The following is a 25,985-nucleotide window of genomic DNA, read 5'->3' on the forward strand; positions in this document are numbered from 1 at the left end:
TACCGAAGCTCCCGAGGCCCCGATTCGGACCTACCCGGATACTTAGGGGACGTAGCGAAGAGCGTGGACGAGGCGGTCGCCGGCGGGGTTGTCCGCGCGCATCGCCGAGCCCTGACGCTCAATTGCAATCGCTCGCGGGAACGCGGCCCTTGAACAGCGTGTCCATCCACTGTGAGGCCGCATACGCGCTGTCGCGCGCGGCCCACATATGCCCGACACCGCCCATGAGGTGCATTTTCACCCGCACCCCGGCCTGGCAAAGCCGCTTGGCGTAGGCGCGCGTGATGGGGGGACGCACCAGATCGTCGGACGTCCCCTGGGCGAGAAAAACGGGCATGCCGGCCGGAAGCGTGCCCGCCGAGTTCTGCTGCATGATCGAGCGCAGCCGAGGATTCTTCGTCGGGTCCGTTTTCAGAAACTTCCGGATCAGAGCGCGCTCGTCGTCGCCCTCTTTGAACACGTCCTGCAGGTCTTGGATGCAATCGTTGGCCAACCGCACGAACGACGACCTGGCTTCGGGCACCACATATTCGGAGAGCGCAAAGCCAAGCGTGCGCGACCACGAATAGAGCGCCATTGCCGTGAGACTGCGTCCACTGCTCGTGTTGCGGTCCGCATCGAAGAGCTGGACGAGCTGCGTGGCCGGCGCAGCCGCCGCGACCCCCAGCAGCTTGAGCTCCGGCGCGTATCTGGCCGCCTCGCGCCCCGTAAACAGCGCCGTGTGCCCGCCCTGCGAATGGCCCCACACGATGAAGCGATTGCCCGCCCGCACATTCGAGAGCGTTCGCGCGGCTCTGACGGAATCGATGAGCGTCCGCGCGGCGTTCTGCCCGAACAGATAGGGATGCACCCCAGGTCCGCCGAGCCCCATGTAGTCGGTCGCCACGATCACGTATCCGGCGTTGGTGAAGTAATCGAGCCCCTGCACGGCGGTCGACAGGTTCGGCATCAGCGTCGGCGCGCACTTCGTGACGACACCTGTCGTGGGATGCGCCCACGCGACGACCGGGCGATCCTCACCGCGCGCGTCGTCCGGAAACATGATCGCACCGGATACGGCAATCGGCTCGCCCGCGAGCCCCACCGAGCGATAGAGAACGCGGAAGCCCTTGTAGCCGTGCTTCACGCCGCCTTGCAGCGGCCAGATGCGAAAGATGGTTCCAGGTTTCGCCTGCGCCAGCTCGACAGGCGAAACGTCGTCGGAGGCGACCGCCGTCACGAAATGGCCTGCCAGAAAACAGCAAGCGATCAGAATTCGGCGAAGTCCCGACGACATCCCGCGGCCCATGGCTGTGTCCCACGAGCCGATCCTTGCACGGCCGTTGGCGAAACTGCAAGGCGGGGGCGGCCCACCGCCGCCTTACGACATCGAGATCTCTTTTTCGCGCAACGCCCGCTCGATGGCGACGTGCAGATCGTTAATGACGGTTGCGCGATGCGCAAGCTTGAGGATGAAGGCGCGCACTTCGAACTCGAGCGCCGACGCCCCGAACCCGATGAAGAACACACTCGGCTCAGGCGAGTCGAGCACCTGCGGCGTGCCCTTCACTGCTTCCAGGATCGCCATCTGCGCCGCCAGCGTATCCGTGCCGTAGGCGATGGAGACCTTCACGGTCACGCGCGTGATGCTGTCCGCCAGCGTCCAGTTGATCACCTTTTCCGTGATCAGCGACTTGTTCGGAATGATGATCTCGCGGTGCTCGCCGTCGGTCATGCTGGTGGCGCGGATATGAATGCGCGACACCGTGCCGGTCAGGTTGCCAATCGTCACGGTGTCGCCAACGCGCACCGGCCGTTCGAACAGGATGATCAGGCCGGAAATGAAGTTGGCGACGATTTCCTGCAGGCCGAAACCGACACCGACGCCGAGCGCGGCGACGATCCACTGCACCTGATCCCAGTCGAAGCCGACGCTCCGGAACGCGAACACGATACCCGCGATCGCAATCAGGTAGCGGCTGACCGCGCTCACGGCATAGCGAGTTCCCGCCTCGACGTGCAGGCGGTGCAGCGCCGTGATTTCCAAAAGCCCCGGCAGGTTTCGCGCCGCGATGAACGTGATGATGAGGATCACCAGCGACACGAGCACATTGGAGACCGTGACCGGAACGGAGCGCGTCGCCCCGTCCACCGTCAGGGTCTGCTGCCAGAGCGCGACGTCGAGCAGCGCCAGCGACGGCAGCGCTTCCCGCCAGAACATCCACAGGCACGCCGCCAGTGCGAGGAACGCGAACAGGCGCACCAGTTGACGCGTCTGTTCGCTGATGGCCGCGATATCGACTTCCGGCTCTTCCTGCAGGCTCATGAGCACGGGCTCGCCCGCGGTCTCGCTGGCCTGCTGCGCGGCCGCCTGCGCCCTCGCCTTTTCGCGGCGCTCCTTGGCGCGGCGGATTTCAAGCCGACGCCGGGCCACGAGAACCTGGCGCATGGCCATGTTGTAGAGCAGGAACGCGCCGACCGTGATGGCCACCGAGAGAACGACACCGTTCTGGATCTGCGCCGCGCCATCGTAATAGCCCGAGAGCGCCAACCCCGCGATGGCCAGCGGCGTTGCCCAGAGCAGCGTATGCCACAGCGCGCGCGTTACCCACATCGGATGCCCCGGCGTGAGGCGTTCGGCGAAGATGCCCCAGCGCGGCGATCCGATCCGGGCCATGAACAGCGACACCGCGATGGCCCCGATCAGGAACGCGAACCGGCCGAGCCCGTCACGCAGCGATTGCGCATTGCTCACGCCGATGGCGCCCAGAACGAACGCGACGGGCGTGACGATGAACTTGAGCCACTGGATGTTCTGCCAGAGCACCTGGCGCGCGCGGTCCGACCAGCCGAAGTGCGACGAGAACAGCCCGTTTTCAACGCAGACATATTGTGCAAACCGCAGGAACGTGACGATCGAGGCCGCGCTCAGCAATCCCGTACCCACGGCGGTCGCGAATTCGGACGCCTGCGGAAGCTGTGTCAGCAGCCAGCCCGCGAGACCGAACAGGATCGGCGTCTTGAGCGCCAGCAGCACCGTGATGACCAGCGCCTCCGGCGTGCGCCAGTAATTGTCGGTCGAATAGCGGCCCAGTGCCGACGCGATTTCACTCAGTCGGCCCTGCAATCGCCGCGAGAACAGGGCCAGCAGCCCAAACAGCAGCACGGCGACAATCGTCGGCACGGGATGATCGGCAGCCCGGTCGACCAGCGTCCGCCCGACATCCTTCCAGGCGTCGGGGTTGGCGATCCAATCGAAGTTCGAGACAACCTGCCCCAGCCACGCCGAGCTGATCGGACCCGAGCTCGGCAGCCAGAGCAGACGGCTGTTGAGCAACGCGCCGAGTTGCGTGGTCTGGTTGAGCAGGTCGCGCTCCGCACCGTTCAGCTCGGCAAGCTGGCTGATGCGCGCGGCGAGCGCGTCGTGGAGCTGCACGTAGACATCGCGCCGGATCGATATGAGTTTTTCGAGATCGGGCCGCACGCTTGCCGGCGGCTGCACCTCGCCCTGGCGCGCCGAACTCGCGAGCACGCGGTCGGCCATGCCGCTGACGTCCGAGAGCGCCCGCCGCGCCTCTTCCGCCTGCAGCCGCTTGAGGCGCGCATCCACGATGGCCTGCTCGCGATCCCAGATGCGCCGCTTGAGCCGCGCCTCGGAGGGAAGCTGCGCCCGCATGGTGCGCAGGAATTCGCTGAACTCACCGCCCGCGCTGCCGATTTCGAGCACCTGCTGGGCGGCCGCCTTGCTGTCGCGCAGGCGCGCGAGGTCGCCTTGAACGTCTCCGAGCGCAGACTTGCCGTCATCGAGAAGGGCGACGGTGCTCGCCTGGCGCTGCCTCAGAGCCTCGGTATCTTTGACATAGGCTTCGAGCACGGGGTGACGCGCGGAGAGCTTGCGCGCTTCGCGATCGGCCTCCTCCTGGCGCTTATCCGCCTCGACCTGCTTCAATTCGTTCGCGCGTGACTCGATCACGGGAATGCGCCGCCCGAGCTTCTCGAGCTTCGCCGACGCGAGGTCCCGGCGCGCAGTCGCGGCAGCCTGCCGCGACGGCAGGCTGATCAGCTCCTGGTCGAGCATGTTCAGCTTGGCCGCGCGCGCGCGCCGCTCCGCCGAGAGTGCTTGGCGCCGCGCTTCCGCGACCACCGCGTCACCATCGCCCGCCTGTGCGGCATCCGGCGAATCAAGGGCGTCTATAGCCTGCTTTTCTGCGGACTGTTCCTCGCGCGCCGAGGTTGAGCGCGAGCTCATGTCGCGCAGCCGCGCCTCGATCTGGCCGAGGTCGGTTTTGAGCGTCGCCGCCTCGCTATTGGCCGCGTCCAGCGCCTGTTGCGCTTCCGGCAGCGGGAGCGCCTTGATGCGCTTGGCGAACTCGTCTTCGGAGACATCCGCCTGGAGCGCTTCGAGCTGCTGCTTCGCCTCGGCGACGCGTTGCGGCCCGCGCTGTGCCGATTCCTGGAAACGAGTTGCAGAGGCGGCACTCGCCGCCGCTGCTTCGAGATGACCGAGCGCTGCACGCAGCAGAGAAAGCGCCTGATCGCGAATGGCGGGCGCGACGTCCGTCCGCGCCTCGAGTTCCGCAATGCGCGCCTTCGCGCGCTCGATCGCACGTTCGGCCGAAACCGTGGCCTCGTCCTTGGCCTCCGGCGGAGCAGCCGCAGCAGGATCGGCCGGCGCGGCAGCGCCATTGGCGGGAGGCGCGGCAGCGCCGTTGGGAGCGGGCGCGGCAGCGCCATTCGGTGCGGGCGAAGCACCATCCGCAGCGGCGGGCGCGGCCGGCGCTGCGGGAACGGGGGCCGGAGCCTGGGCGCCGGCTGCCGGCGGCGCAGCCGGAGCTGTCGCGGGGGCAGGAGCGGGAGCTGCGACGGGTGCGGGTGCAGGAGCAGCTTGCGCGGCCGGCGCCGGAGCCTGCTTGGCGGGTGCTGCCTGTTTCGATGGTGCGGCCTGTCCAGGTTGCTGAGGCGCCTGAGCGACCGTCTCGGCCGGAGAATTCACCAGCGCCAGCAGCACAGCGCAGCATGCAACGATCGAACGGGAGACTCTCATCATGGGTGCCGGAATAGCCTCATGGGTGCCGGGATAGGCGCATCGGTTGGGGCGAACGGGTCGGCAGGGCATCGGAATACGCATCGACCCCTGCGGCCGACAGCTACCTTTTGCTTCAATCAGGCTTTTATGCGGCGCGCGCCGTCAAAGGTGTGGTGCCGCCTGAGAGACTTGAACTCCCGACCCCCTGATTACAAATCAGGTGCTCTACCAACTGAGCTAAGGCGGCACGAAGCGTCGCCCCTTGTAGCCAACTCTCGCCCTGGGAAAAAGGGCCTTCATGCCGCTCGCCGCCCGGCAAAACGTTTGGCTGAGAAAGACAGCCCATGCGCCCGAGAGGCCGCCCATGCCAAGCCCTGCGGCAAGCCGCAGCAGGGGGCTCCGCGGCGGGCAGCAGCACGCGCTGTGGCGCGCCGACCGCTCCGGCGATTTTTTCCCGGCCATTTGATCAGACGCAATACCAGGTGCGGCGAAACGGCCGCCTAGTGGATCCCAGCACGCAGGCACTCGGCATGCCCGCAACAACAACTCACGCCTGTCAGGACCACATCCCATGCACGACAATGCCCTCACCGATCGGTTGCGCTTCAACCAGTTGTCGCCGGACGTCGTCGCGACCCTGCGCGCGCACAAGGATTTCGTCATGGCCGAGCTGCCGGCCGTGCTCGCCACGTTCTATGACCACCTCGGCAAGTTCAGCGAGACACGCGCCTTCTTCAAGACGCAGAATCTGATGGACGCGGCCAGGTCCGCGCAGGTGCGCCATTGGTCGGTCATTCTCGATGGCAACTTCGATGCCGCCTACGAAGCGTCGATCCGCAGGATCGGCGAGACGCACCACCGCATCGGGCTCGAGCCGCGCTGGTATATCGGGGCCTACAACGCTCTGATCACCGGACTGCTGACCGTGATCTCCCAGAAGCTTCCGGGCAAGTCCTCGGGCATGATCAAGGGCCGGCCGCCGACCGAGACGGCATTGCCCCTGCAGGTCGCGGTGACGCGGGCCGCGCTCCTGGACATGGACCTTGCGATTTCCGTGTACCTGGACGCCGGGCGCCGCGATCTCGCCGCGCTGGCGAACTCCGTGTTCGAAATGGCCTCCACGGTGTCCGAAACCACCAACAAGCTGAATGGCGCGGCAGCGCAGCTCTCCAAAACGGCCGTCTCATCGACTGACCAGACGAACGCCGTCGCGGCGGCAGCAGAGGAAGCCTCCTGCAACGTCCGCGCCGTGGCCGCAGCAGCCGATGAACTCTCAGCGTCCGTGCAGGAAATCGGCAGACAGGTCGCGACCTCGACGCAAATTGCCCACAGCGCCGTCAAAACCGTCGCCGACGTCTCGAACCGCGTCCGCAATCTCTCCCAGGCCGCAGGCCAGATCGGCACCGTGGTCGAGCTGATCAGCAACATCGCAAGCCAGACGAACCTGCTCGCCCTCAACGCCACGATCGAAGCGGCCCGCGCGGGAGAGGCCGGAAAGGGCTTCGCGGTGGTCGCACAGGAAGTGAAATCGCTCGCCTCACAGACCGGCAAGGCCACCGCCGAAATCGGCGCGCAAATCACCGCCGTCCAGTCCGCAACACACGATGCCGTATCGGCCATCACGGCGATTTCGGATCTGATTTCACGCATCAACGACACGTCGACAACGATCGCAGCCGCAATCGAGGAGCAAGGCGCGGCGACGACCGACATCGCCCGCAACGTGCAGGAAGCCGCTCAGGGAACCGTGGACGTCGCATCCAACACCACCGGCCTCACAAGCTCTGCGAAACTCACGCGACAGGCCGCCGAGGAAGTCGCCGTATCCGCTTCCGATATCGCCGCAAAGGCCGTTCAATTGCGCAATCTGGCCGAGGGCTTCCGCCACAAGGCCGCGTGACGGCGCAGCAGCGCGCTGACAAACAGCGTCGGCGGCACGATGTGCCGCCGCCTCCCTTGGCGATCGGTGCGACGATGTTCGGGTGGTAGGGCGTGGCTCTATTGGCCGAGAGGAGGACGGCACTCACAAGCGCACCTCCTCTACGGCGCAACGCGTGAACGCGCTCAGCCCGCCTTGGTGCCCGGCTTGAGCGACTTTTCCCACGCCAGCGCATGCGTGACGATGAGATCGAGATTGTCGAGCATCGGCGACCAGCCCAGCTTGCTGCGGATCTTCGAGGAGTCCGCCACGATGGCCTCGGCATCGCCCGGACGGCGCGGCGCGAGATTGACCGGGAACGGCCCGCCCGACGCGCGCTTGACGGCGTCGATCACCTCGAACACGGAATAGCCGGACGAATATCCGCAGTTGAACACGTCGGACGCCCCGCCGCCGTCGAGATGGCGCAGCGCCACCATGTGCGCGGCGACGAGATCCGTAACGTGGATGTAATCGCGGACGCACGTGCCGTCGGCCGTGGGGTAGTCGGTGCCGAACACGTCCATCGACGGCCGCTTGCCGAGCGCCGTTTCGCAGGCGACCTTGATCAGATGCGTCGCGCGCGGCGTCGACTGTCCCGTGCGCCCTTGCGGGTCCGCACCGGCGACGTTGAAGTAACGCAGCGCGACATAGTTGAAATCATGCGCGAACGCCGTATCGGCCAGCATCCACTCCGTCATCAGCTTGGACGTGCCGTACGGCGAAACGGGCTTGAGCGGCGCGTCTTCCTTGACCGGGATTTCCTGCGGATTGCCGTAGACGGCCGCCGTCGAGGAGAAAATGAAGCGCTTGACGCCCCCTTTTACGGCCGCCTCGATCAGCGTGCGCGAATTGGAGGTGTTGTTGTGATAGTAGCCGAGCGGATCGGCCACCGAATCCGGCACCACGATCGATCCGGCGAAATGGATGATCGCCCGCACGCCGTGCTCGCCGATCACGCGGCCGACGAGCGCCGCATCGCCGACGTTGCCCTCCACCAGCGTGGCCGCGGGCGGAACCGCCGCTCGGAAGCCGGTCGAAAGATTGTCGAGCACGACCACGCGCTCACCGGCGTCGAGAAGCGCCAGCACCATATGGCTGCCGATGTACCCGGCGCCGCCTGTCACAAGAACTGTCATTCCGGCCGCATAGCATGAAACTCGTTCACAAACAGTTCGCGCGGCCGCCCGGAATCCGGTTTTCCAAGGGTATCGGCCTTATACTGACGGTGGCCGCAGAGCCCGCGCGCAAAGCGGTGCCGCACATCTAGTCGCGGCGCGCCTGATCGAGCGCCGGCGACAGCGGACCGGACGGATTTCCGGGCGGCTTGTGCAGGTAGGTCATGGTCAGGAACGCGCCGGCCCAAGAGCCGACCGCCGCGAAAACGATGTAGATCCAGTTGTTGGTGTACGAGATCACCGCGAACGACGAGAGCACGTACCAGAGGCTGCTCCAGTTCGCCGCCCAGATGCGCCGCCGCGCAATTACCGCCGACGTAAACAGCACGTAGACGGCATCCGTCGCGGCCGTGGCGATCACCACGCCGGCCGCCAGCAGAGGATCGATCCCGGGTATCATGGCCTGCCTCGCTTCACGCTGATGAGGTCTCCAGCGTGCCGCGACACGGCCGTCCGATCAAGGACGATCCGATTTCGAAATTAAGGCGGCGCGGATCAGACGCCCGCAATGCCGAGGAAAATGGCAAGGATCCCGTTGAAGGCGATCCCGACGCGATATCCACTCCCGTCGGAGAACAGATACCGCACGATGTCGGTCTCAATCGTATCCGTCGAGGCAAGCGCGTCCAGGAACGCGAGAAGCAACATGCGATCACTCCACCGATGCGCTCGCCGCGACGCGAGCGCTTACTCAAGGCGCCAGTCTGATCCCGCATCCTGAAATGAGCCTGACAAACCCAAGAGTTCGCAGACTTCGTGCGAGCGACGGAAAAGACAGTTGAGCGCTAGGGCTTACTCACCCGCTCAGGCACGCCTCTCAAGCCAAGGGCGCGACCTTGACAGCGCTTTTAGGCGCTGTGATGCCCATCGACACGTAGACGGTCATGAGATCGTCGATCCCGCTGTCGGTCATCTCGATCCACGCGGCCGGCACGTAAATCAGCGCGCCGCCGAACGGAACCGGCGCCGAGGGAATGAGCACGCTGTAGTACTCCTCGGCCCCGAGCCTGATGGGTGTTTTGGAGGGCAGCAGCGCCAGCACGGCCGCGCCCGGCTTGCCGCCGAAAAAGCACCACGCCGGCGTCATGTTCTTGATCCCGTCGCCATCGCCGGAATCGACGATCGACACGAACCGGCTCGACAGATCGTAGAGATTGGAAATCACCGGCACGCGCCGGATGACGCTTTCGAACAGTCCCGCAATCCAGGAGCCGATCCGCGACTGCACCATCAGTCCGAGCATGAAGATGCCGCCGACGATTCCCCCGAGCCCGATGAAGTAAGGCGCATACTCGGACGCGTCGGCTCCGAGGCCGAGCGACCTCAGCAAGCTGCCGAACCCGCTGTTCGGCCCGAGATACTGGTTGAGGAACGAGAGCAGCCACGCCGTCACGAACAGCGTGAGCATGAGCGGCAGCGCCGCCAGGAGCCCCGCCAGGAAAATCCGCGCCAGTCTTCTCATGCCATGCCCCCAAAAAGTCCTGAGCCCAGTCCCAGCCCGTTGTCCGCCGAGCACCCCGTCGTGCTTTGCCCGGCAGTCGTGCCCGCAACGTCCGTGCAAGACGAGACGCCGTCAACTGCATTCGTCACGACAGGCGCTCCCCGCGCCACCACCGCCTGCGGCTGGCGTCACCCGCCCCACACCTCGGGCCGCTCAGGTATCGGCGCCATGCCGCGCGCCGCGCGCGCCATCGTGCACGCGTCGTCACCCGGCTGGCAGTCACGGCACACCTGGGGCCGGACAGCATAGACCGAGCACGCGGTGCTGCACCCGATTGTCCCGGTGAGAGCCGAGCATCGCTCGCCCTCGAAGCGCATGCCCGACTGCCGCTCGTTGACGAACTGCGGCGGAATGAGATCGATCTCCTCGTCGCTTTCGAGCGTAAAGCGCGGCCAGTCCGATGAGTAAGCGCAGCACGCGCCGCACGACGTGCACGGCGAGACGTCCGGCTCCGGCGCTGCGGGCGCAACGCTCATTCGCTGCCCAGCATGGACAACGCCGCCTGCCGGTCGCCGGACTTCAATCGCAGGAACAGCGTGCGGGCCGCCTTGATGTCCTTCTCCGTTCCCGTCTCGGATGCCTTGCGCAGGGCGACGGTCGTCGGGTGATCCACGCTCAGGATGAAGCCCAGCGCCTTGGCGAGCCGCCCCATGGCCGCGCGGTCGATGACGGGTTCGGACATATCGTTTCCTCGTTGAGCCAAGTCTTTAGGTGAGCCGAGCCTTTGTCGACGATCCTTGTCGAGCAGGAACGCACTGATAGCCGGATTGCGCATCACCCGGCCAGCCTCGCGACGCCGCGGCGGACACGCGAGCCTGCAATTGCATACCCGCCCCCGCATTTGCCACGATCGCCACGCTTTCGGCGCGAAAGTCCGGCTGGTTCGCCCAGCATAAGGCCACCGTATGGATTGTAACGGAGAGACTTCAAATGGCCAGTCTTCGCATCTGCCTCCCGGTTGCGGCGAACAATGCTAACGTGACCAGACGCCGGCTCGCGGCGTGGCCACGAGAGGCATGTCATGCACCCGGCTCGCATCACCAAGCTCGCATCCGCCGTGCACGCGGCCCTGGCGGCCGCAGCGGTCTACTACGCGCTGCGCATCAACAACCACGCCGACCTGACCGCCATCTCCGCCAAGGAAGCCTACGTCATGCTGGGCATCGTGCTGCTGCCGGTCGCATCCGCCTGGACCGGATTGCGCCTCGCTCGCACGAACGCCGCGCACTGGCTCATGGCCACCGGCCAGACTCTCGCGCTCATCCTGTTTGCGGCGACGTTCGGATTGGTCGTGACCAGCGTCGAGCCGATGGCTCCGCTGCTGTTCATCCTCGTGTCGATGTGGATCGCGGCCGGACTTGCGGTGCTGATGCCGCTGGTCTGGCTCACCAGCCGCCGCACGCCCGCAGACGCCTGATCGCACAATCGATCGCGCGACCTACTTCCCCGGCCGGCCCGTTTTGCGCGGACGTCCCTAAAAGCAAATCTCAGCTCTCCAAACAATCGAGTTCAGCGAGCCACCGAATAGCCGCCGCACCCTGGCTCACTAATAGAATTGCAAGTCCAATCGGCGGCTGCGCCACATCTTCCGTACCGGCTTCGTGGCGATAAAAATGCGCAGCATCAACCCACGCCTGAAATGAACTCAATATTTTTGATGCGGAGCCCAATGCAGTTCGATCGTTCGCATAAACGCGTTGGACCATAGGCTGCAAATGTTTACTGACTTCAGATCCCGTGAGTCTTGGTGCCTGGGGAAAAATAAGCCGAAACAAGCCCTCGGCGGCGGTAAAGGTACTCCGAATAGCGTCTTTGCCATTGGGCGGCACCATCCCGAGCGCGCTTTCGACCCGCGAATACTCCGCATTCACGTTTGCGTATCTGGCATTCGACAGGGCAGCAATTGTTGAAGCTCTCGACCTCTCAAATTCGGAGTCGATTAAAAAGTGGACCCCGCCGCGATCGTCCACGGAATATTGGACCTCTTCCTCCCGAAAAATCCGAGCGACCTCTGTGAGCCAACGCGTCCTAAACAATTCTCCACGACCGGGAGGAAATGAGTAGTTCTTAAAAAAACGAGCGCAGACAGTAATAAAATCTAGCACATCCCGGAGTTCGGCCCGCTCTAAGAACCTGTCCCAATTGTAAAAACCAGTAAACGGGACCTCCACGCCGAGTTCGCGCTTCACCTCATCTCCCAACCCGCCAATGACATCGCCGAAACTAGCCACAAGCGCAGACAGCCGTCGGCGCATCCTGGGGCTATCGGAAATCGGGGCACCCCGCGTCAGATAAACATGAGAAAAGCGTTGACCCAGCGGAGTGTTGGGTAGCGAGGACGAGCTATCTGAGTTCATCGATGGGATGGTACCGGATCCGCGTCATTCAGCTCCAAGACAGGCAGTTGTTCCACAGTTTTTTGGCGCATGTTTCGGAGCAAGGAGCAAAGGGCTACTTCCCCGGACGCCCCGTTTTGCGCGGACGGCCCTTGCGCGCCTTGGTCTGCGCCGGATCGTCGAACTCGAGCGTGCGCGACGGCTTCGGCGGCGGCACGAGATCCGGCTTCTTCGGCAGCGGCCCGCCCGACTTCACCGGCAGCGAGGCATGCGGCCCCATCTCGTCGAGCGTCGGCTTGTGCGGGCCGCGCACATCTTCGCCGAACGCACCTGCCTTCGTGCGTGGATCGACGCGCGGATCGCGCGCCGGGATCGGCCGGTCCGTGCCCGGCCCCATATTGTCCAGCGTCGGCTTCTGGATGCGCGAGCCGCCCGCCGGCCGTGACGCCGACTGGGCATACGTCGGCTGCACGGGCTCGTACTCGGTGGCGATGCGGGACCCAGTTTCGCCGGTTCCCGCGCGCCCCTTCGACTTCTTCTCGGCCAGCACGTTCGCGTTGCCAGCGAATTTGCGATCCCCCTCGAAGCGCCCGGCCTTCTCCTCGACCGTCGACTGGCGCGCAAGCGGATCGTCGGCGATTGCCAGCTCCGTCTCGCGCAGCCGCTTGAGCTCGTCGCGCAACCGCGCCGCCGTTTCGAATTCGAGATCCGCCGCCGCCTCCCGCATGCGCCGCTCCATGTCGGCGATGACGGCCGCCAGGTTGTGGCCCACGGTCGGGCTGTCGGCCATCCCCGAATCCACGGTCACGTGATCCTGCTCGTAGACGGAGCTCAGCACATCTTGGATGTTGCGCTTGATGCTCTCCGGCGTGATGCCGTGCTCCTTGTTGTAGGCCACCTGCTTTTCGCGACGCCGGTCGGTTTCCGCCATCGCGCGCTCCATCGAGCCCGTGATCTGATCCGCATAGAGGATCACGCGCCCGTCGACGTTGCGCGCCGCACGGCCGATGGTCTGCACCAGCGAGGTCTCCGAGCGCAGGAAGCCTTCCTTGTCGGCGTCGAGAATAGCCACCAGCGCGCACTCGGGAATGTCGAGGCCCTCGCGCAGAAGGTTGATGCCGATCAGCACGTCGAACGCGCCAAGTCTCAGATCTCGAATGATCTCGATCCGCTCCAGCGTATCGATGTCGGAATGCATGTAGCGCACGCGGATGCCCGCTTCGTGCATATACTCGGTCAGATCCTCGGCCATGCGCTTGGTGAGCGTGGTGACGAGCGAGCGATAGCCGCGTTTGGCGACCTGACGCACCTCGTCGAGCAGATCGTCAACCTGCGTCTTGGCCGAGCGGATCTCCACCGGCGGATCGATCAGGCCGGTCGGCCGGATGACCTGCTCCGCGAACGTGCCGCCCGTCTCGTCCATTTCCCAGCCGCCCGGCGTTGCCGAAACCGCGACCGTCTGCGGGCGCATCGCGTCCCACTCCTCGAACCGCAGCGGACGATTGTCCATGCACGACGGCAGGCGGAAGCCGTACTCCGCCAGCGTCGCCTTGCGCCGGTAGTCGCCGCGGAACATGCCGCCGATCTGCGGCACGGTCACATGGCTCTCATCGACGAACACGAGCGCGTTGTCGGGCAGGTACTCGAATAGCGTCGGCGGCGGATCGCCGGGATTGCGCCCGGTCAGGTAGCGCGAATAGTTTTCGATGCCGGCGCACGATCCCGTCGCTTCCATCATCTCCATGTCGAACACGGTGCGCTGTTCCAGGCGCTGCGCTTCGAGCAGCTTGCCGGTGTCGTAAAGCTCGTTGAGCCGCTGTTTCAGCTCGGCCTTGATGCTCTTGATGGCCTGCTGCAGCGTCGGCTTCGGCGTCACGTAGTGCGAGTTGGCGTAGATCTTCACGAGCGCCAGATCGTCGGTCTTCTGCCCGGTCAGCGGATCGAACTCCGCGATGCTCTCGACCTCGTCGCCGAACAGCGAGATGCGCCACGCGCGGTCCTCGTAGTGCGCCGGAAACACTTCGACCGTATCGCCGCGCACGCGGAAATTGCCGCGCACGAAGGCGGCCTCGTTGCGGCGGTAATGCAGCGCCACGAGATCGGCCAGGAGCTGGTCGCGAGACAGCCGCTCGCCCACCTTCACCGCGAACGTCATGGCCGTATAGGTCTCGACCGAGCCGATACCGTAGATGCACGACACCGACGCCACGATGATCACGTCGTCGCGTTCGAGCAGAGCGCGCGTCGCGGCGTGGCGCATGCGGTCGATCTGCTCGTTGATGTCGGCTTCCTTCTCGATGTAGGTGTCGGTGCGCGGCACATAGGCTTCCGGCTGGTAGTAGTCGTAGTACGACACGAAGTACTCGACCGCGTTCTCCGGAAAAAAGCTCTTCATCTCGCCGTAGAGCTGCGCTGCAAGGGTCTTGTTGGGCGCCAGGATCAGCGCCGGCCGTTGCGTCGCCGCGATCACCTGCGCCATCGTGAACGTCTTGCCCGACCCGGTGACACCGAGCAGCACCTGCGTCTTCTCGTGGCCTGTGACCCCGCCCACGAGTTCCGCGATGGCGGTCGGCTGGTCGCCCTTCGGCTCGTACTCGGACACGATTTCGAACGCGCGTCCGCCTTCGCTCTTCTCCGGCCGCTCCGGCCGATGCGGCATGAACATCGGCATCGAGCCCGACACCAGCGGATGCGACGCAATCGTCGGCTGCCGCGCGAGAATGTCCTTGGCCTTGTCGGTACGCTCGTCCGGGCGCGCCAGGATCGCGGCGAGGCTGTCGCCCAGGCTTTCGCCGGCAGCGGCCCGTGGCGGCAGCGGCCCCTGCTGGCGCAACGCCGGAAGCGTCGGGCGCGAAGCCTCGGGACGTTCCGCGAAATCCCCGCGTTCCTGAGCCGCGAACACGTCAGCCAAAGTCTCGATCGGCGCGCCTGTGAAGGGCGCCTGCGGCGCCTCTGCAAACCCTTGCCCCGTCAGCTTGTGTCCGGCTGCCTTGGCCTGCACCCGCGCCGAGCCGCGCGTTTCGGGCGTTCCGGCCGCCGTTTCACCGGGCGGCGGCGACGGTTTGCCTGACCGCGCCCGCGATGAACGGGGGGGCTTCGAGGAGCCTGGAGTCTTGGGGGGTGTGGCCATGCTGCGGAATATGGCGTGCGGCGGGGCGGGAGAAAAGGGGAAGTTCGCGGCCCGTTCTCATCCCGCCTTACCAATCTGTACGGCTCCGGCAAAGAGGGCGTGAGATTGGCGTGGTTCAAAGGAGGGACCGCAGCGGCGACACGCCGGGCGACACCGCCGGAGCCGGCGCCGAGTTCAACCTTGATGAGGTCTACCATGTCTAAGACGATCGCGTTCGTGACTGCCGCCATGATGCTGGCTACGGGCTTTGCCGGTGTCGCATCCGCCGCCGATGCCAAGAAGGCCGCCGTTGCCCATCCGCGCAGCCAGGCTTCGCTGCAGTGCTCGGCCGACGCCAATGCCAAGAACCTGCACGGCAAGGCGCGCGTGGCCTTCCGCCACGACTGCCTGCGCAAGGCCGCGTCGCACAAGACCGCCTACAGCAAGCCGGCGAGCCACAAGCCGATGCAGCCTGCGGCTACCCACCAGAAGGCCGAGAAGACCGACAAGAAAGCCTAGTCCTTACTCTTGCGCGTTCACTTCCCCTTTCCTTTCCCCTCCCCTCCTGGACCCGCCATCGTGCGGGTCCTTTTTTCGTTTCGGCCGGGCGCGATATCGCGCCAGTACCCGTCACGCCCTTGCGCGGAAGAGGTCGACGAACCACCTGAAAGAGGCATCGCCCTGCCTGCACAGCAAGCCCGGCAGAGCAGCAAACCCGGAGACATGCCATGATGACACTTCGCGCCTTGGCCCTTTCGGTTGCAGGCACGCTTGCGCTCCTGACGGCCGTGCCCGCCGCACAGGCCGCCATCGTCTGCAAGGACGGTTTTCAGAAATCGAGCAACGGCTGGATCTCGACCCCGTACTGCAACGACGCCGAGCTCGCGCGCGTCGCGCGCAAGAACGGCGTGCGCGTCTCCGATGCCGAGATGCGGGCGAACCCAGCGCGCAAGTATGAGATTTGCCGGTTTTTGAGCGGCAGCTTGGCCGCGCGCGACTATTGCCCCGATGGCGACGGGTCGAGCCGCGGCCGCTAGAGCATTTTCCGATCACACGGCTTCGCGCTCGTCCGCTCGATGAGCATAGCGTGAGGCGTGACTGGATCCTGGCCTCCGCCAGGATGACGTTGGGAATGAGCGGTCCGTAGCGACAAATATATCCGTCACCCTGACGAAGGTCAGGGTCCAGTCACCTAGATCTTCTTGCGGTTCCGTTAGATCGGAGATTGCCCTAGCAATCGAGCGACCAACTCTAGAGCGAGACGGTGCCTAGCGCCGGACGCGCCGCCGCTGCGTGTCGGAGGGATTTTCCTCGGCCGGGCCCCACGCCTCGGGTTCGGCCGGCGCCGCGCCTTCCACAGGCGGCGGTCCCGGCTGTTGCTGCTGGGCGATCGAATTGCGCGGCTTCTGGCAATCGGTCAGCCACACGTCGAACACGGGATGCTCGACGGCATTGAGCCCCGGGCTCTGCGCGAACATCCAGCCCGTGAAGATGCGCTTCTCCGCGCCGTCGAGCTGGATTTCGTCGACCTCGACGAACGACGTCGTCTTCGGCTGCTCGGTGGGGGGCCGCGAATAGCAGACGCGCGGCGTGACCTTCAGCGCACCGAACTGCACCGTTTCGCCGATGCCCACTTCGAGCGTCTTGATGGTGGCGGTCACTTTGTCGAGGGCCGAAAAGACGGCCACGCGATTGTCGTAGCGCGCGCCCGTGTCGGCAGACGCCGGGCCAAGCACGGCCAGGATCAAGCCCAGCGCGGCAAGCACCCTGCCCGGGCGCCGATTCGAGCCCATCGTCTGTTTCACGCCCGTCATGAGGCAGATCATAAAGCCCGCGTCCTTACGGCAACGGCACCGCCCGCCGCGCTTGCCCAATCCCATGCAGCTCAACGATGGCGCAGCCATGGCGGGCATTCCCGCCAACCGCATCGACTGCAACCGAGCTTCGACGTCGCTTACTCTGGCCGCCAGGGCTTGTAGTCGCCTGTCGCCTTGGGCCTCTGCCCGCTCGCCAGAATCGAACCGCTCGGCCGATAGGCGTCCGGCGTGCCCGTCATGTTCGGGCGATGCGGCTTCTCCCAGGCGCGCGGCACATAGCGCTCCTCAGTCGGCGGCGTGTCGAAGGTGTGATGCAGCCATCCGTGCCATTCGGGCGGCACTTTGGACGGCTCGGCGATGCCCGCATAGGTGACCCAGCGGCGCGGCAGCCCGTGACAGCCCTCGGCGCCGACACCCTTGATCTGCTCGTAGTAGCGGTTGCCGAACGAGTCGCCGCCGACATAGCGGCCCTGGCGCGCGATCGTCAGCCGCGTTCCCCAGGTGTTGCCGCCCCACCAACTGAAGATTTCGCTGAAAATTCCCATGCTCTCTGCCTTTGCCGTGACGTTGCTTCTGACCTACCGCGCTCCGCCGTCAAATGCCAGATGCCTTTCAGCGCAATCCCGGCCTTGACCGTACAATCGCGCCCACCTAGCTTAACGACATGGTTGAACGAGAATCCGCCAATCTCGACAGAGTGTTTCACGCACTCTCCGATCCGACCCGCCGCGCCATCCTGCGCCAGCTCTCGACGGGGCCGCGCACCGTCGGCCAATTGGCCGAACCGCTGCCGATGTCGCTGGCCGCCGCCTCGAAGCACATCAAGGTGCTCGAGCAATCCGGCCTCCTGCAAAAGAATGTGCAATGGCGCACGCACCTCTGCGCGCTGAACGCCGCCCCTCTCGCCGCCGCGCGAACCTGGATCGACGACTACGAGGCGCTCCGGGACGAGCGGTTCGACGCACTCACGGCGGGGGTCGAAGACCGCGACACCGGCGAGCGAAACACATGACGCGCACCGGCGACGAGCCGAGTTGCCTTACCAAACAGGACGGCGCCGTCAGTGCAGCCGCCAACGACAAAAACAAGACCTGAACGTCAGGGGAGGAGCAGGGAATGACACGAGCCGACAAGGCGCCGCGCAGCAAGCGCGCGGCGTGGATCAACGCGTGGTTTGTCGCTGACGCGATCGTGGCCCTGGCGCCGCCGATCTATTGGGCGGCCGACGGCAAGACGACGCCGATCCTGGGTCTGCCCGCGGCCGTCTTCTATTTCGTGGCCGTGGCGGTCTTCATCGCCGCAAGCATCGTCGCGGCCTATGCCGTCGATGCGCGCACCGGGGAGACCGGCTGATGCTCATCACATTCGGCGCCCTCGCGGCATTTTTCGCCATCGTGATTATTGTCCTTCAGGCCAGCGGCATCCGCGACCGCAACTTTTCCGAATACGCCGTCGGCGGCCGCGCCTTCGACGCGCGCTACCAGGCGATGTCGTTCCTCAACACGTGGTATCCGGGGTCGATGTTCACCGCCTTCGGCGCCATGGCCGCGAGTTCCGGCGTCATCTCATTCTACGTGCTGACGTACAGCCTGCTCACCGTCGTCCTCATGTACCTGATGGCGCGCCCCGTCTGGGTCTGGGGCAAAACCTTCGATCTGCGAACCCAGCCGGATCTCCTGTCGCTGCGCTTCGGTTCCCGCCACATCAAAACCATCGCCGCGGTCGTCGGCATCGTATCGGGCATTCCGTGGCTGGTGCTCGGCATGCAGGCGCTCGGAACGCTCTTCCAGTACATGTCCCTCGGCACGCTCAGCTTCTCGCAGGCGGTCATCACCGGCGTCGCGGTCATCGCGCTGCGCCAGATCTGGACCGTCCGCATGGGCATGCGCGGCGTCGTCATTTCCGACATGGTCCAGGGCATTTTCGCCTACATCGTCGGCACGGCCATGCTCGTCGGCCTGATCGTCTGGATGGTCGTGGCGAAAGACATCACGTTCGCCTCTCTCGAACCGCGCATGTTCGCGATTCCCTCGCACGGCTCCACCGAAGGCCCGCTGTACGTCTTCAGCCTGATCTTTACCGGCGCCATCGGCGGCTGGTGCTGGCCTTACATCTTCGTCCGCCTTTTCACGGCCGATGGCGTCGAGAGCCTGAAGAAGTCGGCCGCCCTCGCCGTGCCGCTCTCTCTTGTCTTCTGCACGGCACTCCTCATCTTCGGCATGTTCGCCTCAAAGATCCCGGGCGTGGCCGAGCACCCGAACGACGTCTGGTTCATCGTCAGCCAGGAAGCGGGCGGGCTTTGGTTGCTGGGCCTCGCGGGCGTCGTCGTGCTCGCCGCCTCGATGGGCCACACCGACGGCAACATCCAGGCGACCGGCGCCCAGATCGCCAACGACCTGATCGGCAACTACTGGAAGCTTGAGGAACGTCAGCTCATCCTGCTGGCCAAGATCGGCATGCTGGGACTGACGGTGCTCGCATCCTGGCTCGCCTGCCTTGAGCTGCCAGCCCTGTTCTCGCTCGGCGTGCTGGCTTACCAGGGCATTATCCAGCTCGCCGTTCCGCAGTTCCTCGGCATCTTCTGGCGTCGCGGCAACGCCTACGGCGCCATTGCCGGCATGATGGTGGGCTTCGCCATCGCCGTCGCGCTGGAACTGGTTTTCCCGGGCTACCTGCCCTGGGCCTACGGTCTGACCTCAGGCGCCGTCGCACTGGCCGTCAACCTGGCGATCTACGTGGCCTTCGCCTACGGCTTCCCTGAGACGGAGGCGGAACGCAAACGCGTCGATGAGCTGTTCGATCTCGTCGAGAAGCGCCGCGCGAGCACCGCGCCGCTTCATCCTCAACCCGCCGAGTAAGCCTGCGCACGAAGCCTTGTCGGCGGCGGCCACTCGCCCGCCGCCGGCACACTTCTTCTCTCGTACGAGAGCGTGCCGCACTGTGTCGGACCGATCGCAAAACCGCGGAGTTGCCGACACAGCGATTGAGACGGATTTGCAACACCCTTGCCGATACCCGACAGAATGGGAATCGGCGTAGTCTTCAATCAGCGTTCGGCATTGCCCGGTTTGCGGTGTTCTCCACATGCCCAATTTTGCGGCATTCCGCGTCTGGGGCCCATTTTCCGGCCCTCTGCGGTGTCAATCCCCAGCTTACCAACACCCGCTAGATGTTGTTACGGTTGCCCCTGCGACCCACAAAATATAGCTCGCCCGAGTTTCGCCCTTAATCGAATCGCACTACTTTGATCACGTCGCCGGCCGAGTGAGACAAGTCGAGTCCGGCGCCATTTGTGTGCTCCACCAATTGCTCTGTCATCGCCCCGCGTCAGCCTCCCTTTGAATGCTGGCCTTGGAACGTCGCGCTGCGGCGGACCACGGGAGAGGTGTGTCTAAAAATCATCGCGTTCCGCGTACTCAAATAGCTGCGCCATCCCGTACCTCGTTGCGCCGCTCGTCCGAAAAAACGTTACCTTGCACGAGGGAATTATGAAGATCACGCGGCGCTTTACGACTGCTGGCAAATCTCCCTACGAGACCATCCAATTCCGCCGCGCGACATCTGAAATCAAAAATCCCGACGGCTCGGTCGTCTTCCGCCTCGAAGGCTTCGAAGTACCCGAGGCCTGGAGCCAGGTCGCCGCCGACATTCTCGCGCAGAAGTATTTCCGCAAGGCCGGCGTGCCGCGCCGCCTGAAGAAGTTCGAAGAGACGCAGGTTCCCTCGTGGCTCTGGCGCTCGGTCGCCGACGACCGCGCGCTGGCAGCGCTCCCCGAAGCCGAGCGCTTCGGCGGCGAAGGCGACGCCCGCCAGGTCTTCGATCGTCTCGCCGGCACCTGGACCTACTGGGGCTGGAAGGGCGGCTACTTCACCACCGAGGATGACGCCCGCGCCTTCTACGACGAGCACCGCTTCATGCTCGCCAAGCAAATGGCCGCGCCGAACTCGCCGCAGTGGTTCAACACCGGCCTGCACTGGGCCTATGGCATCGACGGCCCGAGCCAGGGTCACTTCTACGTCGATCACGAGACGGGCGAGCTGACCGTCTCCGCCTCGTCGTACGAGCATCCCCAGCCGCACGCCTGCTTCATCCAGTCCGTCAACGACGATCTCGTCAACGAGAACGGCATCATGGACCTCTGGGTGCGTGAAGCGCGTCTCTTCAAGTACGGCTCCGGCACGGGCTCGAACTTCTCCAGCCTGCGCGGCGCCAACGAGCGCCTCTCGGGTGGCGGCCGTTCGTCCGGCCTCATGAGCTTCCTCAAGATCGGTGACCGCGCCGCGGGCGCCATCAAGTCCGGCGGCACCACGCGCCGCGCCGCCAAGATGGTTGTCGTCGACGTCGATCATCCGGATATCGAGGAATACATCGGCTGGAAGGTGAAGGAGGAGCAGAAGGTCGCCGCCCTCGTCACCGGCTCGCGCATCTGCCAGAAGCGGCTCAAGGCCGTGATGAAGGCCTGCGTCAACTGCGAGGGTGACTCGGACGCCTGCTTCGATCCCGCGAAGAACCCCGCCCTCAAGCGCGCCATCAAGGAAGCGCGCCGCGACGAGGTGCCGACGAGCTACGTCCACCGCGTCATCCAGTTCGCGCGCCAGGGCTACAAGGACATCGATTTCTCGACCTACGACACCGACTGGGACAGCGAAGCCTACCTCACCGTCTCGGGCCAGAACTCGAACAACTCCGTGCGCGTCACGGACGAGTTCCTGCGCGCTGTCGAGGAAGACAAAGTCTGGGCGCTGACCTCGCGCACGTCCGGCAAGACCGTCAAGACTGTGCAGGCTCGCGATCTCTGGGAGCAGATCGGCCACGCCGCATGGGCCTCCGCAGACCCGGGCATCCAGTTCCACACCACCATCAACGACTGGCACACCTGCCCGCAGTCGGGGCCGATCCGCGCCTCGAACCCGTGCTCGGAATACATGTTCCTCGACGACACGGCCTGCAACCTCGCCTCGATGAACCTGCTCACTTTCCGCAACGAAGGCGATAAGCGCTTCAACACGGACGACTTCGAGCACGCCTGCCGCCTGTGGACCGTGGTGCTCGAGATTTCTGTGCTGATGGCGCAGTTCCCGTCGAAGCAGATCGCCGAGCTCAGCTACCGCTACCGCACGCTCGGCCTCGGCTTCGCCAACATCGGCGGCCTGCTGATGGCATCCGGCATTCCCTACGACTCCGACAAGGGCCGCGCCATCTGCGGCGCCATCTCGGCGCTCATGACCGGCGTCAGCTACGCCACGTCCGCTGAAATGGCCGGCGAGCTCGGGCCGTTCCCCGGCTATGAGCCGAACCGCAATGACATGATGCGCGTGATCCGCAACCATCGCCGCGCGGCTTACGGCAACGCGGAAGGCTACGAGGCGCTGTCGATTTCGCCCGTGCCGCTCGACACCGCAAACTGCCCAGACCAGAACATCGTCACCGCCGCTCAGGCTGCCTGGGACGTCGCTCTCGATCGCGGCCAGAAGTGGGGCTTCCGCAACGCCCAGTCGACCGTCATTGCGCCGACCGGCACGATCGGCCTCGTCATGGATTGCGACACCACCGGCATCGAGCCCGACTTCGCGCTCGTGAAGTTCAAGAAGCTCGCCGGCGGCGGCTACTTCAAGATCATCAACCGCGCCGTGCCGGAAGCACTTCGCACCCTCGGCTACCGCGAAAGCGAGATCGCCGAGATCGAAGCCTACGCTGTCGGCCACGGCACGCTCGCCCAGGCTCCCGGCATCAATCACAGCTCGCTGATCGCACGCGGCTTCACGCCTGAGATCCTGGCCAAGATCGAAGCCGGCCTCGGCACCGCGTTCGACATCAAGTTCGTCTTCAACCGCTGGACGCTGGGCGATGAGTTCCTGACCGGCAAGCTCGCCATCGCGTCCTCCAAGCTCGATGATCCCGCGTTCGATCTGCTCGCCCACCTCGGCTTCTCGAAGAAGGAGATCGAGGCCGCGAATGAGCACGTCTGCGGGGCCATGACGCTGGAAGGCGCCCCGCACATCAAGGCCGAGCATCTGCCGGTGTTCGATTGCGCCTCGCCCTGCGGCCGCAAAGGCAAGCGCTATCTGTCGGTCGACAGCCACATCTACATGATGGCCGCGTCTCAGCCGTTCATCTCGGGCGCGATCTCGAAGACCATCAACATGCCGAACGAGGCGACCGTCGACGACTGCAAGGAAAGCTACAAGCTCTCCTGGCGCCTGGCCCTCAAGGCCAACGCCCTCTACCGCGACGGCTCCAAGCTCTCGCAGCCTCTGAACGCCCAGGTGCTCGGCGACGACATCGACGAGCAGGACGAAGCCGTCGAGCAGATGACCGCCGACAAGCCGCAGGTCCAGCGCATCATGGCGGCCGCTGAAAAGCTCGCCAAGCGCGTGACCGAGCTTGAGGCCGAGCTGAAGAAGGCTGACGCCCGCGCCGACGTGCGCGAGCGCTCCAAGATGCCGGGCCGCCGCAAGGGCTACACGCAGAAGGCCTCGGTTGGCGGCCACAAGGTGTATCTCCGCACCGGCGAGTACGACGACGGCGCCCTGGGCGAGATCTTCATCGACATGCACAAGGAAGGCGCCGCCTTCCGCTCGTTGATGAACAACTTCGCCATCGCCATCTCGCTCGGCCTGCAGTACGGCGTGCCGCTGGAAGAGTACGTCGAGGCCTTCACGTTCACACGCTTCGAGCCGGCCGGCCTCGTGCAGGGCAACGAGACGATCAAGAACGCGACCTCGATCCTCGACTACATCTTCCGCGAGCTGGCCGTGTCCTACCTCGGCCGCAACGACCTCGCGCACGTCGATCCGCGCGAGATCGTGGGCGAAACCGGCCTCGGCTCCTCGGATGCCGAGACGGACGAGCAGCTTGACCTCAACCTGCCGGAGAGCGTCACCAAAGTCGTGTCGAAGGGCTTCATGCGCGGCAATCTCCGCCTCGCATCCGGCGGCCGCGGCCAGCACCACGACGCGGGCCACGCCGTATCGTTGCAGCACGACATGACGGAGACTTACCCGATCAGCGAAGGCGCGACCGCGCTCTACACCGACGGCGCAAACGCGCTGAAGGCTGAAACCGAGGTCATGTACCGGCGCACGACGGTCTCGGAAACGCAGGTCGTGGCGACCAAGCGGTCATCGAACGACCGCGTCGCCGAAGCCCGCCTGCGCGGCTACGAGGGCGTCTCGTGCTCGGAGTGCCAGAACTTCACGATGGTGCGAAACGGCACCTGCCTCAAATGCGACACCTGCGGCTCGACGAGCGGCTGCAGCTAAGAAAGTTCAAGGGCGGGACCGCAAGTCCCGCCCTTTTTCGTTTGAACAAGAAGAAACAGCACGACCGACGGGAAGGAAACGGCGAAACGATCGAGACGAGAGAGCACGCCGAATGACCTCGACGCCCTTTGAACTCCTCGAACTCCCCGACGGCCGCTGGTGCGTGGCGCGCATTGCATCTGCTGCAAGCACATTGGTGGCGGGCTCGTTCGCGCTCCTCGAAACGCGCGCGGACCCGGCGCCCACTCAGCCCCCAGCCGACCCGGTCGGCATCTTCCCCACGCGTGACGCCGCCGAACTCGCCATCCAACGCGCCGTCCCCGCCCGCGACGTGTGGTCCGCTTGGCTGCGAGGGTGATATCCCGCCGCAACGTGCGGGAAAGCACAATCCGCCGCCCATCCTCCCACTGTCATCCTAGGCCTTGTGCCTAGGACCTATCCCACCGCTTGGGAAAGCGGTAACCGCAGCGCGCGCCGCTTCAAGAAACTCACGTCTCTCCAAGCCGCCCAATGGATCCTCGGGACAAGCCCGAGGATGACAAGGTGAGCCGGACTTCACCAAAACTGCTAAATCAGCACGGCTCAACGCGACGCCACGCGACGATTGACGCAACCCGCCGCCCCAACCACCACTGTCATCCTAGGCCTTCTGCCTAGGATCCATTCCTCAAATCGGGAAAGCAGTGGCAATGTGACCATCCCCCTCACCCGTTCATCAATCCCGGCAACAAATCCTCCCAATGCGGGTTGGTCCTCTCGATGAGGTTCGTCTTCCATTCTCGCGGCCAGCGCTTGAGAGATTTCTCCCTTTGAATCGCAACGGAGACATCCGCAAACGCCTCAAGATGAACGAGGACCTTCACGGCGTACTTCTTTGTAAAACCTGGAACGAGCCCGTCGCGATGCTCAACTGCCCGTCGCACGATGTCATTGGTCACGCCGATGTAGAGCGTGCCGTAGGGTTTGCTCGCAACGATGTAGACGAAGTAGGCGCGCACAACCTCGCTCCGAATTTCGCCGATCAATGGATCCTAGGCACAAGGCCTAGGATGACAAGCCAGGACACATCGCGTTCGATCAGCGAAGGATCGCGCGCGGGGAATGACCTGTGACGGGCGGCCCCATCCGCGCAGCGCCACATCCGCAAGAAAATCAGCGCCGTACTTGTCCACATCTGTGGACGGTGGCCGGGAAAGCAAAGACGGGCGGGCCCCAAAAGCGCAATATGAACAAAGAGAACGTAAGGCGCGGCGAGGGAGTGGAAACGCTTGCCGCAGCGCCCCAAAGGCGAGGCTTCCCGTAGCGTAGAGCCCGCCTCAAGCCCTTCTCACCGGAAAGGCTGAGCACGTCTCTCCAGTTGCGTCCCCGCAAGCGTAGCGCGTCCCAAAACGCGCGTGAGCGGACAAGCGTCCACCAGGTAAAGCGTCCATCAGGTAAGAGTATCGAGGCACGGAACGGCTCCCTTCGCACGAGGGTGACCATGGCCGCCTTCATTCCACGGCTTGCCCGGATTGCATCCGGCATCGGGTCGACTGGAAAGCGCTCCGCCCCGCAAGGCGACGGAACGCTGAGGTCCGGCAGCATGAGAAAACTCGCGCGCATCGCGCCCGTGATCCGTCAGCGTCTCGCCATCGGCCACCCGTTTTCGGACGCGGCGCTGCTCGCGAGCCTCGCGGCCATCGCAAGCTATCCCTCGAACGAGGAACGCTGGCGGGCTGCGGCATCCTCGACACTCGGACAGTACATCGCCAACAGCAGCCAGGACGTTCAACGCGCCTTGGTCACTCTGCTCTCGATGCTGCCCGCGCCCGATGCCTAAACCCCGCCCGAATCGGTTCATGATTGGGGCGGACACGGAA

The 25,985-nt window shown here is 65.0% G+C and carries 23 protein-coding genes and 1 tRNA gene; 10 read left to right on the forward strand and 14 right to left on the reverse strand.

What is annotated here, in order from left to right:
- Positions 1-118: 118 nt before the first annotated feature.
- The 3 genes from K2Y42_RS07820 to K2Y42_RS07830 form a co-directional block, all read right to left on the reverse strand.
- Positions 119-1,288, reverse strand: coding sequence for an alpha/beta fold hydrolase (locus tag K2Y42_RS07820; RefSeq protein ID WP_291150730.1), 1,170 nt, complete (start codon positions 1,286-1,288; stop codon positions 119-121).
- A 72-nt stretch (positions 1,289-1,360) separates the two neighbouring features.
- A complete protein-coding gene (locus K2Y42_RS07825; RefSeq protein WP_291150732.1) occupies positions 1,361-5,026 on the reverse strand; it encodes a mechanosensitive ion channel domain-containing protein in 3,666 nt (1,221 codons plus the stop codon).
- 150 nt (positions 5,027-5,176) lie between these two features.
- A tRNA-Thr gene (locus K2Y42_RS07830) sits at positions 5,177-5,252 on the reverse strand.
- Positions 5,253-5,576: 324 nt separating this feature from the next.
- Here K2Y42_RS07830 and K2Y42_RS07835 point away from each other — a divergent pair.
- Entirely contained in the window at positions 5,577-6,905 is a 1,329-nt protein-coding gene (locus K2Y42_RS07835) for a globin-coupled sensor protein (protein ID WP_291150734.1), read from the forward strand.
- Positions 6,906-7,069: 164 nt separating this feature from the next.
- Here K2Y42_RS07835 and galE read toward each other — a convergent pair whose 3' ends face one another.
- From galE to K2Y42_RS07865, 6 genes are all read right to left on the reverse strand, one after another.
- A complete protein-coding gene (gene galE, locus K2Y42_RS07840) occupies positions 7,070-8,062 on the reverse strand; it encodes a UDP-glucose 4-epimerase GalE (protein WP_291150737.1) in 993 nt (330 codons plus the stop codon).
- Between the two features lie 127 nt (positions 8,063-8,189).
- On the reverse strand, positions 8,190-8,498 hold the full coding sequence (locus K2Y42_RS07845; RefSeq protein WP_291151432.1) for a hypothetical protein: 309 nt from the start codon (positions 8,496-8,498) through the stop codon (positions 8,190-8,192).
- Positions 8,499-8,596: 98 nt separating this feature from the next.
- Positions 8,597-8,749, reverse strand: coding sequence for a hypothetical protein (locus tag K2Y42_RS07850; RefSeq protein WP_291150739.1), 153 nt, complete (start codon positions 8,747-8,749; stop codon positions 8,597-8,599).
- A 169-nt stretch (positions 8,750-8,918) separates the two neighbouring features.
- The gene (locus tag K2Y42_RS07855) at positions 8,919-9,563 is read right to left on the reverse strand and encodes a DUF502 domain-containing protein (protein WP_291150741.1); all 645 of its coding nucleotides are present in this window, start codon (positions 9,561-9,563) and stop codon (positions 8,919-8,921) included.
- A gap of 167 nt (positions 9,564-9,730) precedes the next feature.
- Positions 9,731-10,078 (reverse strand): YkgJ family cysteine cluster protein, encoded by a 348-nt coding sequence (locus K2Y42_RS07860; RefSeq protein WP_291150742.1) that lies wholly within the window; start codon positions 10,076-10,078, stop codon positions 9,731-9,733.
- Positions 10,075-10,284: a hypothetical protein gene (locus K2Y42_RS07865; protein ID WP_291150744.1), complete on the reverse strand. Its 210-nt coding sequence runs from the start codon at positions 10,282-10,284 to the stop codon at positions 10,075-10,077. Before K2Y42_RS07865 ends, K2Y42_RS07860 begins: the two co-directional genes overlap by 4 nt.
- 339 nt (positions 10,285-10,623) lie before the next feature.
- Between K2Y42_RS07865 and K2Y42_RS07870 the strand changes: the two genes are divergently transcribed.
- Positions 10,624-11,019: a hypothetical protein gene (locus K2Y42_RS07870; protein WP_291150745.1), complete on the forward strand. Its 396-nt coding sequence runs from the start codon at positions 10,624-10,626 to the stop codon at positions 11,017-11,019.
- 70 nt (positions 11,020-11,089) lie between these two features.
- Here the strand turns inward: K2Y42_RS07870 and K2Y42_RS07875 are convergent, their stop codons facing one another.
- Both K2Y42_RS07875 and uvrB read right to left on the reverse strand, forming a co-directional pair.
- Entirely contained in the window at positions 11,090-11,791 is a 702-nt protein-coding gene (locus K2Y42_RS07875; RefSeq protein WP_291150746.1) for a hypothetical protein, read from the reverse strand.
- Between the two features lie 262 nt (positions 11,792-12,053).
- A complete protein-coding gene (gene uvrB, locus K2Y42_RS07880; RefSeq protein WP_291150747.1) occupies positions 12,054-15,068 on the reverse strand; it encodes an excinuclease ABC subunit UvrB in 3,015 nt (1,004 codons plus the stop codon).
- Between the two features lie 195 nt (positions 15,069-15,263).
- Between uvrB and K2Y42_RS07885 the strand changes: the two genes are divergently transcribed.
- Positions 15,264-15,566 (forward strand): PsiF family protein, encoded by a 303-nt coding sequence (locus K2Y42_RS07885; RefSeq protein WP_291150748.1) that lies wholly within the window; start codon positions 15,264-15,266, stop codon positions 15,564-15,566.
- 209 nt (positions 15,567-15,775) lie between these two features.
- Complete coding sequence (locus K2Y42_RS07890; RefSeq protein WP_291150749.1) at positions 15,776-16,084, forward strand: hypothetical protein; 309 nt, start codon at positions 15,776-15,778, stop codon at positions 16,082-16,084.
- A 231-nt stretch (positions 16,085-16,315) separates the two neighbouring features.
- Here the strand turns inward: K2Y42_RS07890 and K2Y42_RS07895 are convergent, their stop codons facing one another.
- Positions 16,316-16,840 (reverse strand): DUF2155 domain-containing protein, encoded by a 525-nt coding sequence (locus tag K2Y42_RS07895; protein WP_291151435.1) that lies wholly within the window; start codon positions 16,838-16,840, stop codon positions 16,316-16,318.
- A 161-nt stretch (positions 16,841-17,001) separates the two neighbouring features.
- Positions 17,002-17,409, reverse strand: coding sequence for an NADH:ubiquinone oxidoreductase subunit NDUFA12 (locus K2Y42_RS07900; RefSeq protein WP_291150750.1), 408 nt, complete (start codon positions 17,407-17,409; stop codon positions 17,002-17,004).
- A gap of 119 nt (positions 17,410-17,528) precedes the next feature.
- Between K2Y42_RS07900 and K2Y42_RS07905 the strand changes: the two genes are divergently transcribed.
- From K2Y42_RS07905 to K2Y42_RS07925, 5 genes are all read left to right on the forward strand, one after another.
- Positions 17,529-17,876, forward strand: a complete 348-nt coding sequence (locus K2Y42_RS07905; RefSeq protein ID WP_291150752.1) for a metalloregulator ArsR/SmtB family transcription factor — start codon at positions 17,529-17,531, stop codon at positions 17,874-17,876.
- A gap of 104 nt (positions 17,877-17,980) precedes the next feature.
- Positions 17,981-18,217, forward strand: coding sequence for a hypothetical protein (locus K2Y42_RS07910; RefSeq protein WP_291150753.1), 237 nt, complete (start codon positions 17,981-17,983; stop codon positions 18,215-18,217).
- On the forward strand, positions 18,217-19,722 hold the full coding sequence (locus tag K2Y42_RS07915; protein ID WP_291150754.1) for a sodium:solute symporter family protein: 1,506 nt from the start codon (positions 18,217-18,219) through the stop codon (positions 19,720-19,722). Before K2Y42_RS07910 ends, K2Y42_RS07915 begins: the two co-directional genes overlap by 1 nt.
- Positions 19,723-20,352: 630 nt before the next feature.
- Positions 20,353-24,126, forward strand: coding sequence for a vitamin B12-dependent ribonucleotide reductase (locus tag K2Y42_RS07920; RefSeq protein WP_291150756.1), 3,774 nt, complete (start codon positions 20,353-20,355; stop codon positions 24,124-24,126).
- A 112-nt stretch (positions 24,127-24,238) separates the two neighbouring features.
- Positions 24,239-24,484 carry a hypothetical protein gene (locus K2Y42_RS07925; protein WP_291150758.1) on the forward strand — a complete coding sequence of 82 codons (246 nt, stop codon included), beginning with the start codon at positions 24,239-24,241 and terminating at the stop codon, positions 24,482-24,484.
- 346 nt (positions 24,485-24,830) lie between these two features.
- On the opposite strand, the gene K2Y42_RS07930 is transcribed toward K2Y42_RS07925, so the two are convergent.
- The gene (locus K2Y42_RS07930; RefSeq protein WP_291150761.1) at positions 24,831-25,124 is read right to left on the reverse strand and encodes a GIY-YIG nuclease family protein; all 294 of its coding nucleotides are present in this window, start codon (positions 25,122-25,124) and stop codon (positions 24,831-24,833) included.
- 482 nt (positions 25,125-25,606) lie between these two features.
- On the opposite strand from K2Y42_RS07930, the gene K2Y42_RS07935 reads away from it, so the two are divergent.
- Complete coding sequence (locus K2Y42_RS07935) at positions 25,607-25,945, forward strand: hypothetical protein (protein WP_291150763.1); 339 nt, start codon at positions 25,607-25,609, stop codon at positions 25,943-25,945.
- The last annotated feature ends 40 nt before the right edge of the window (positions 25,946-25,985 follow it).

Source organism: Hyphomicrobium sp. (genome assembly GCF_019744875.1).
Classification (GTDB): Bacteria; Pseudomonadota; Alphaproteobacteria; order Rhizobiales; family Hyphomicrobiaceae; genus Hyphomicrobium_C.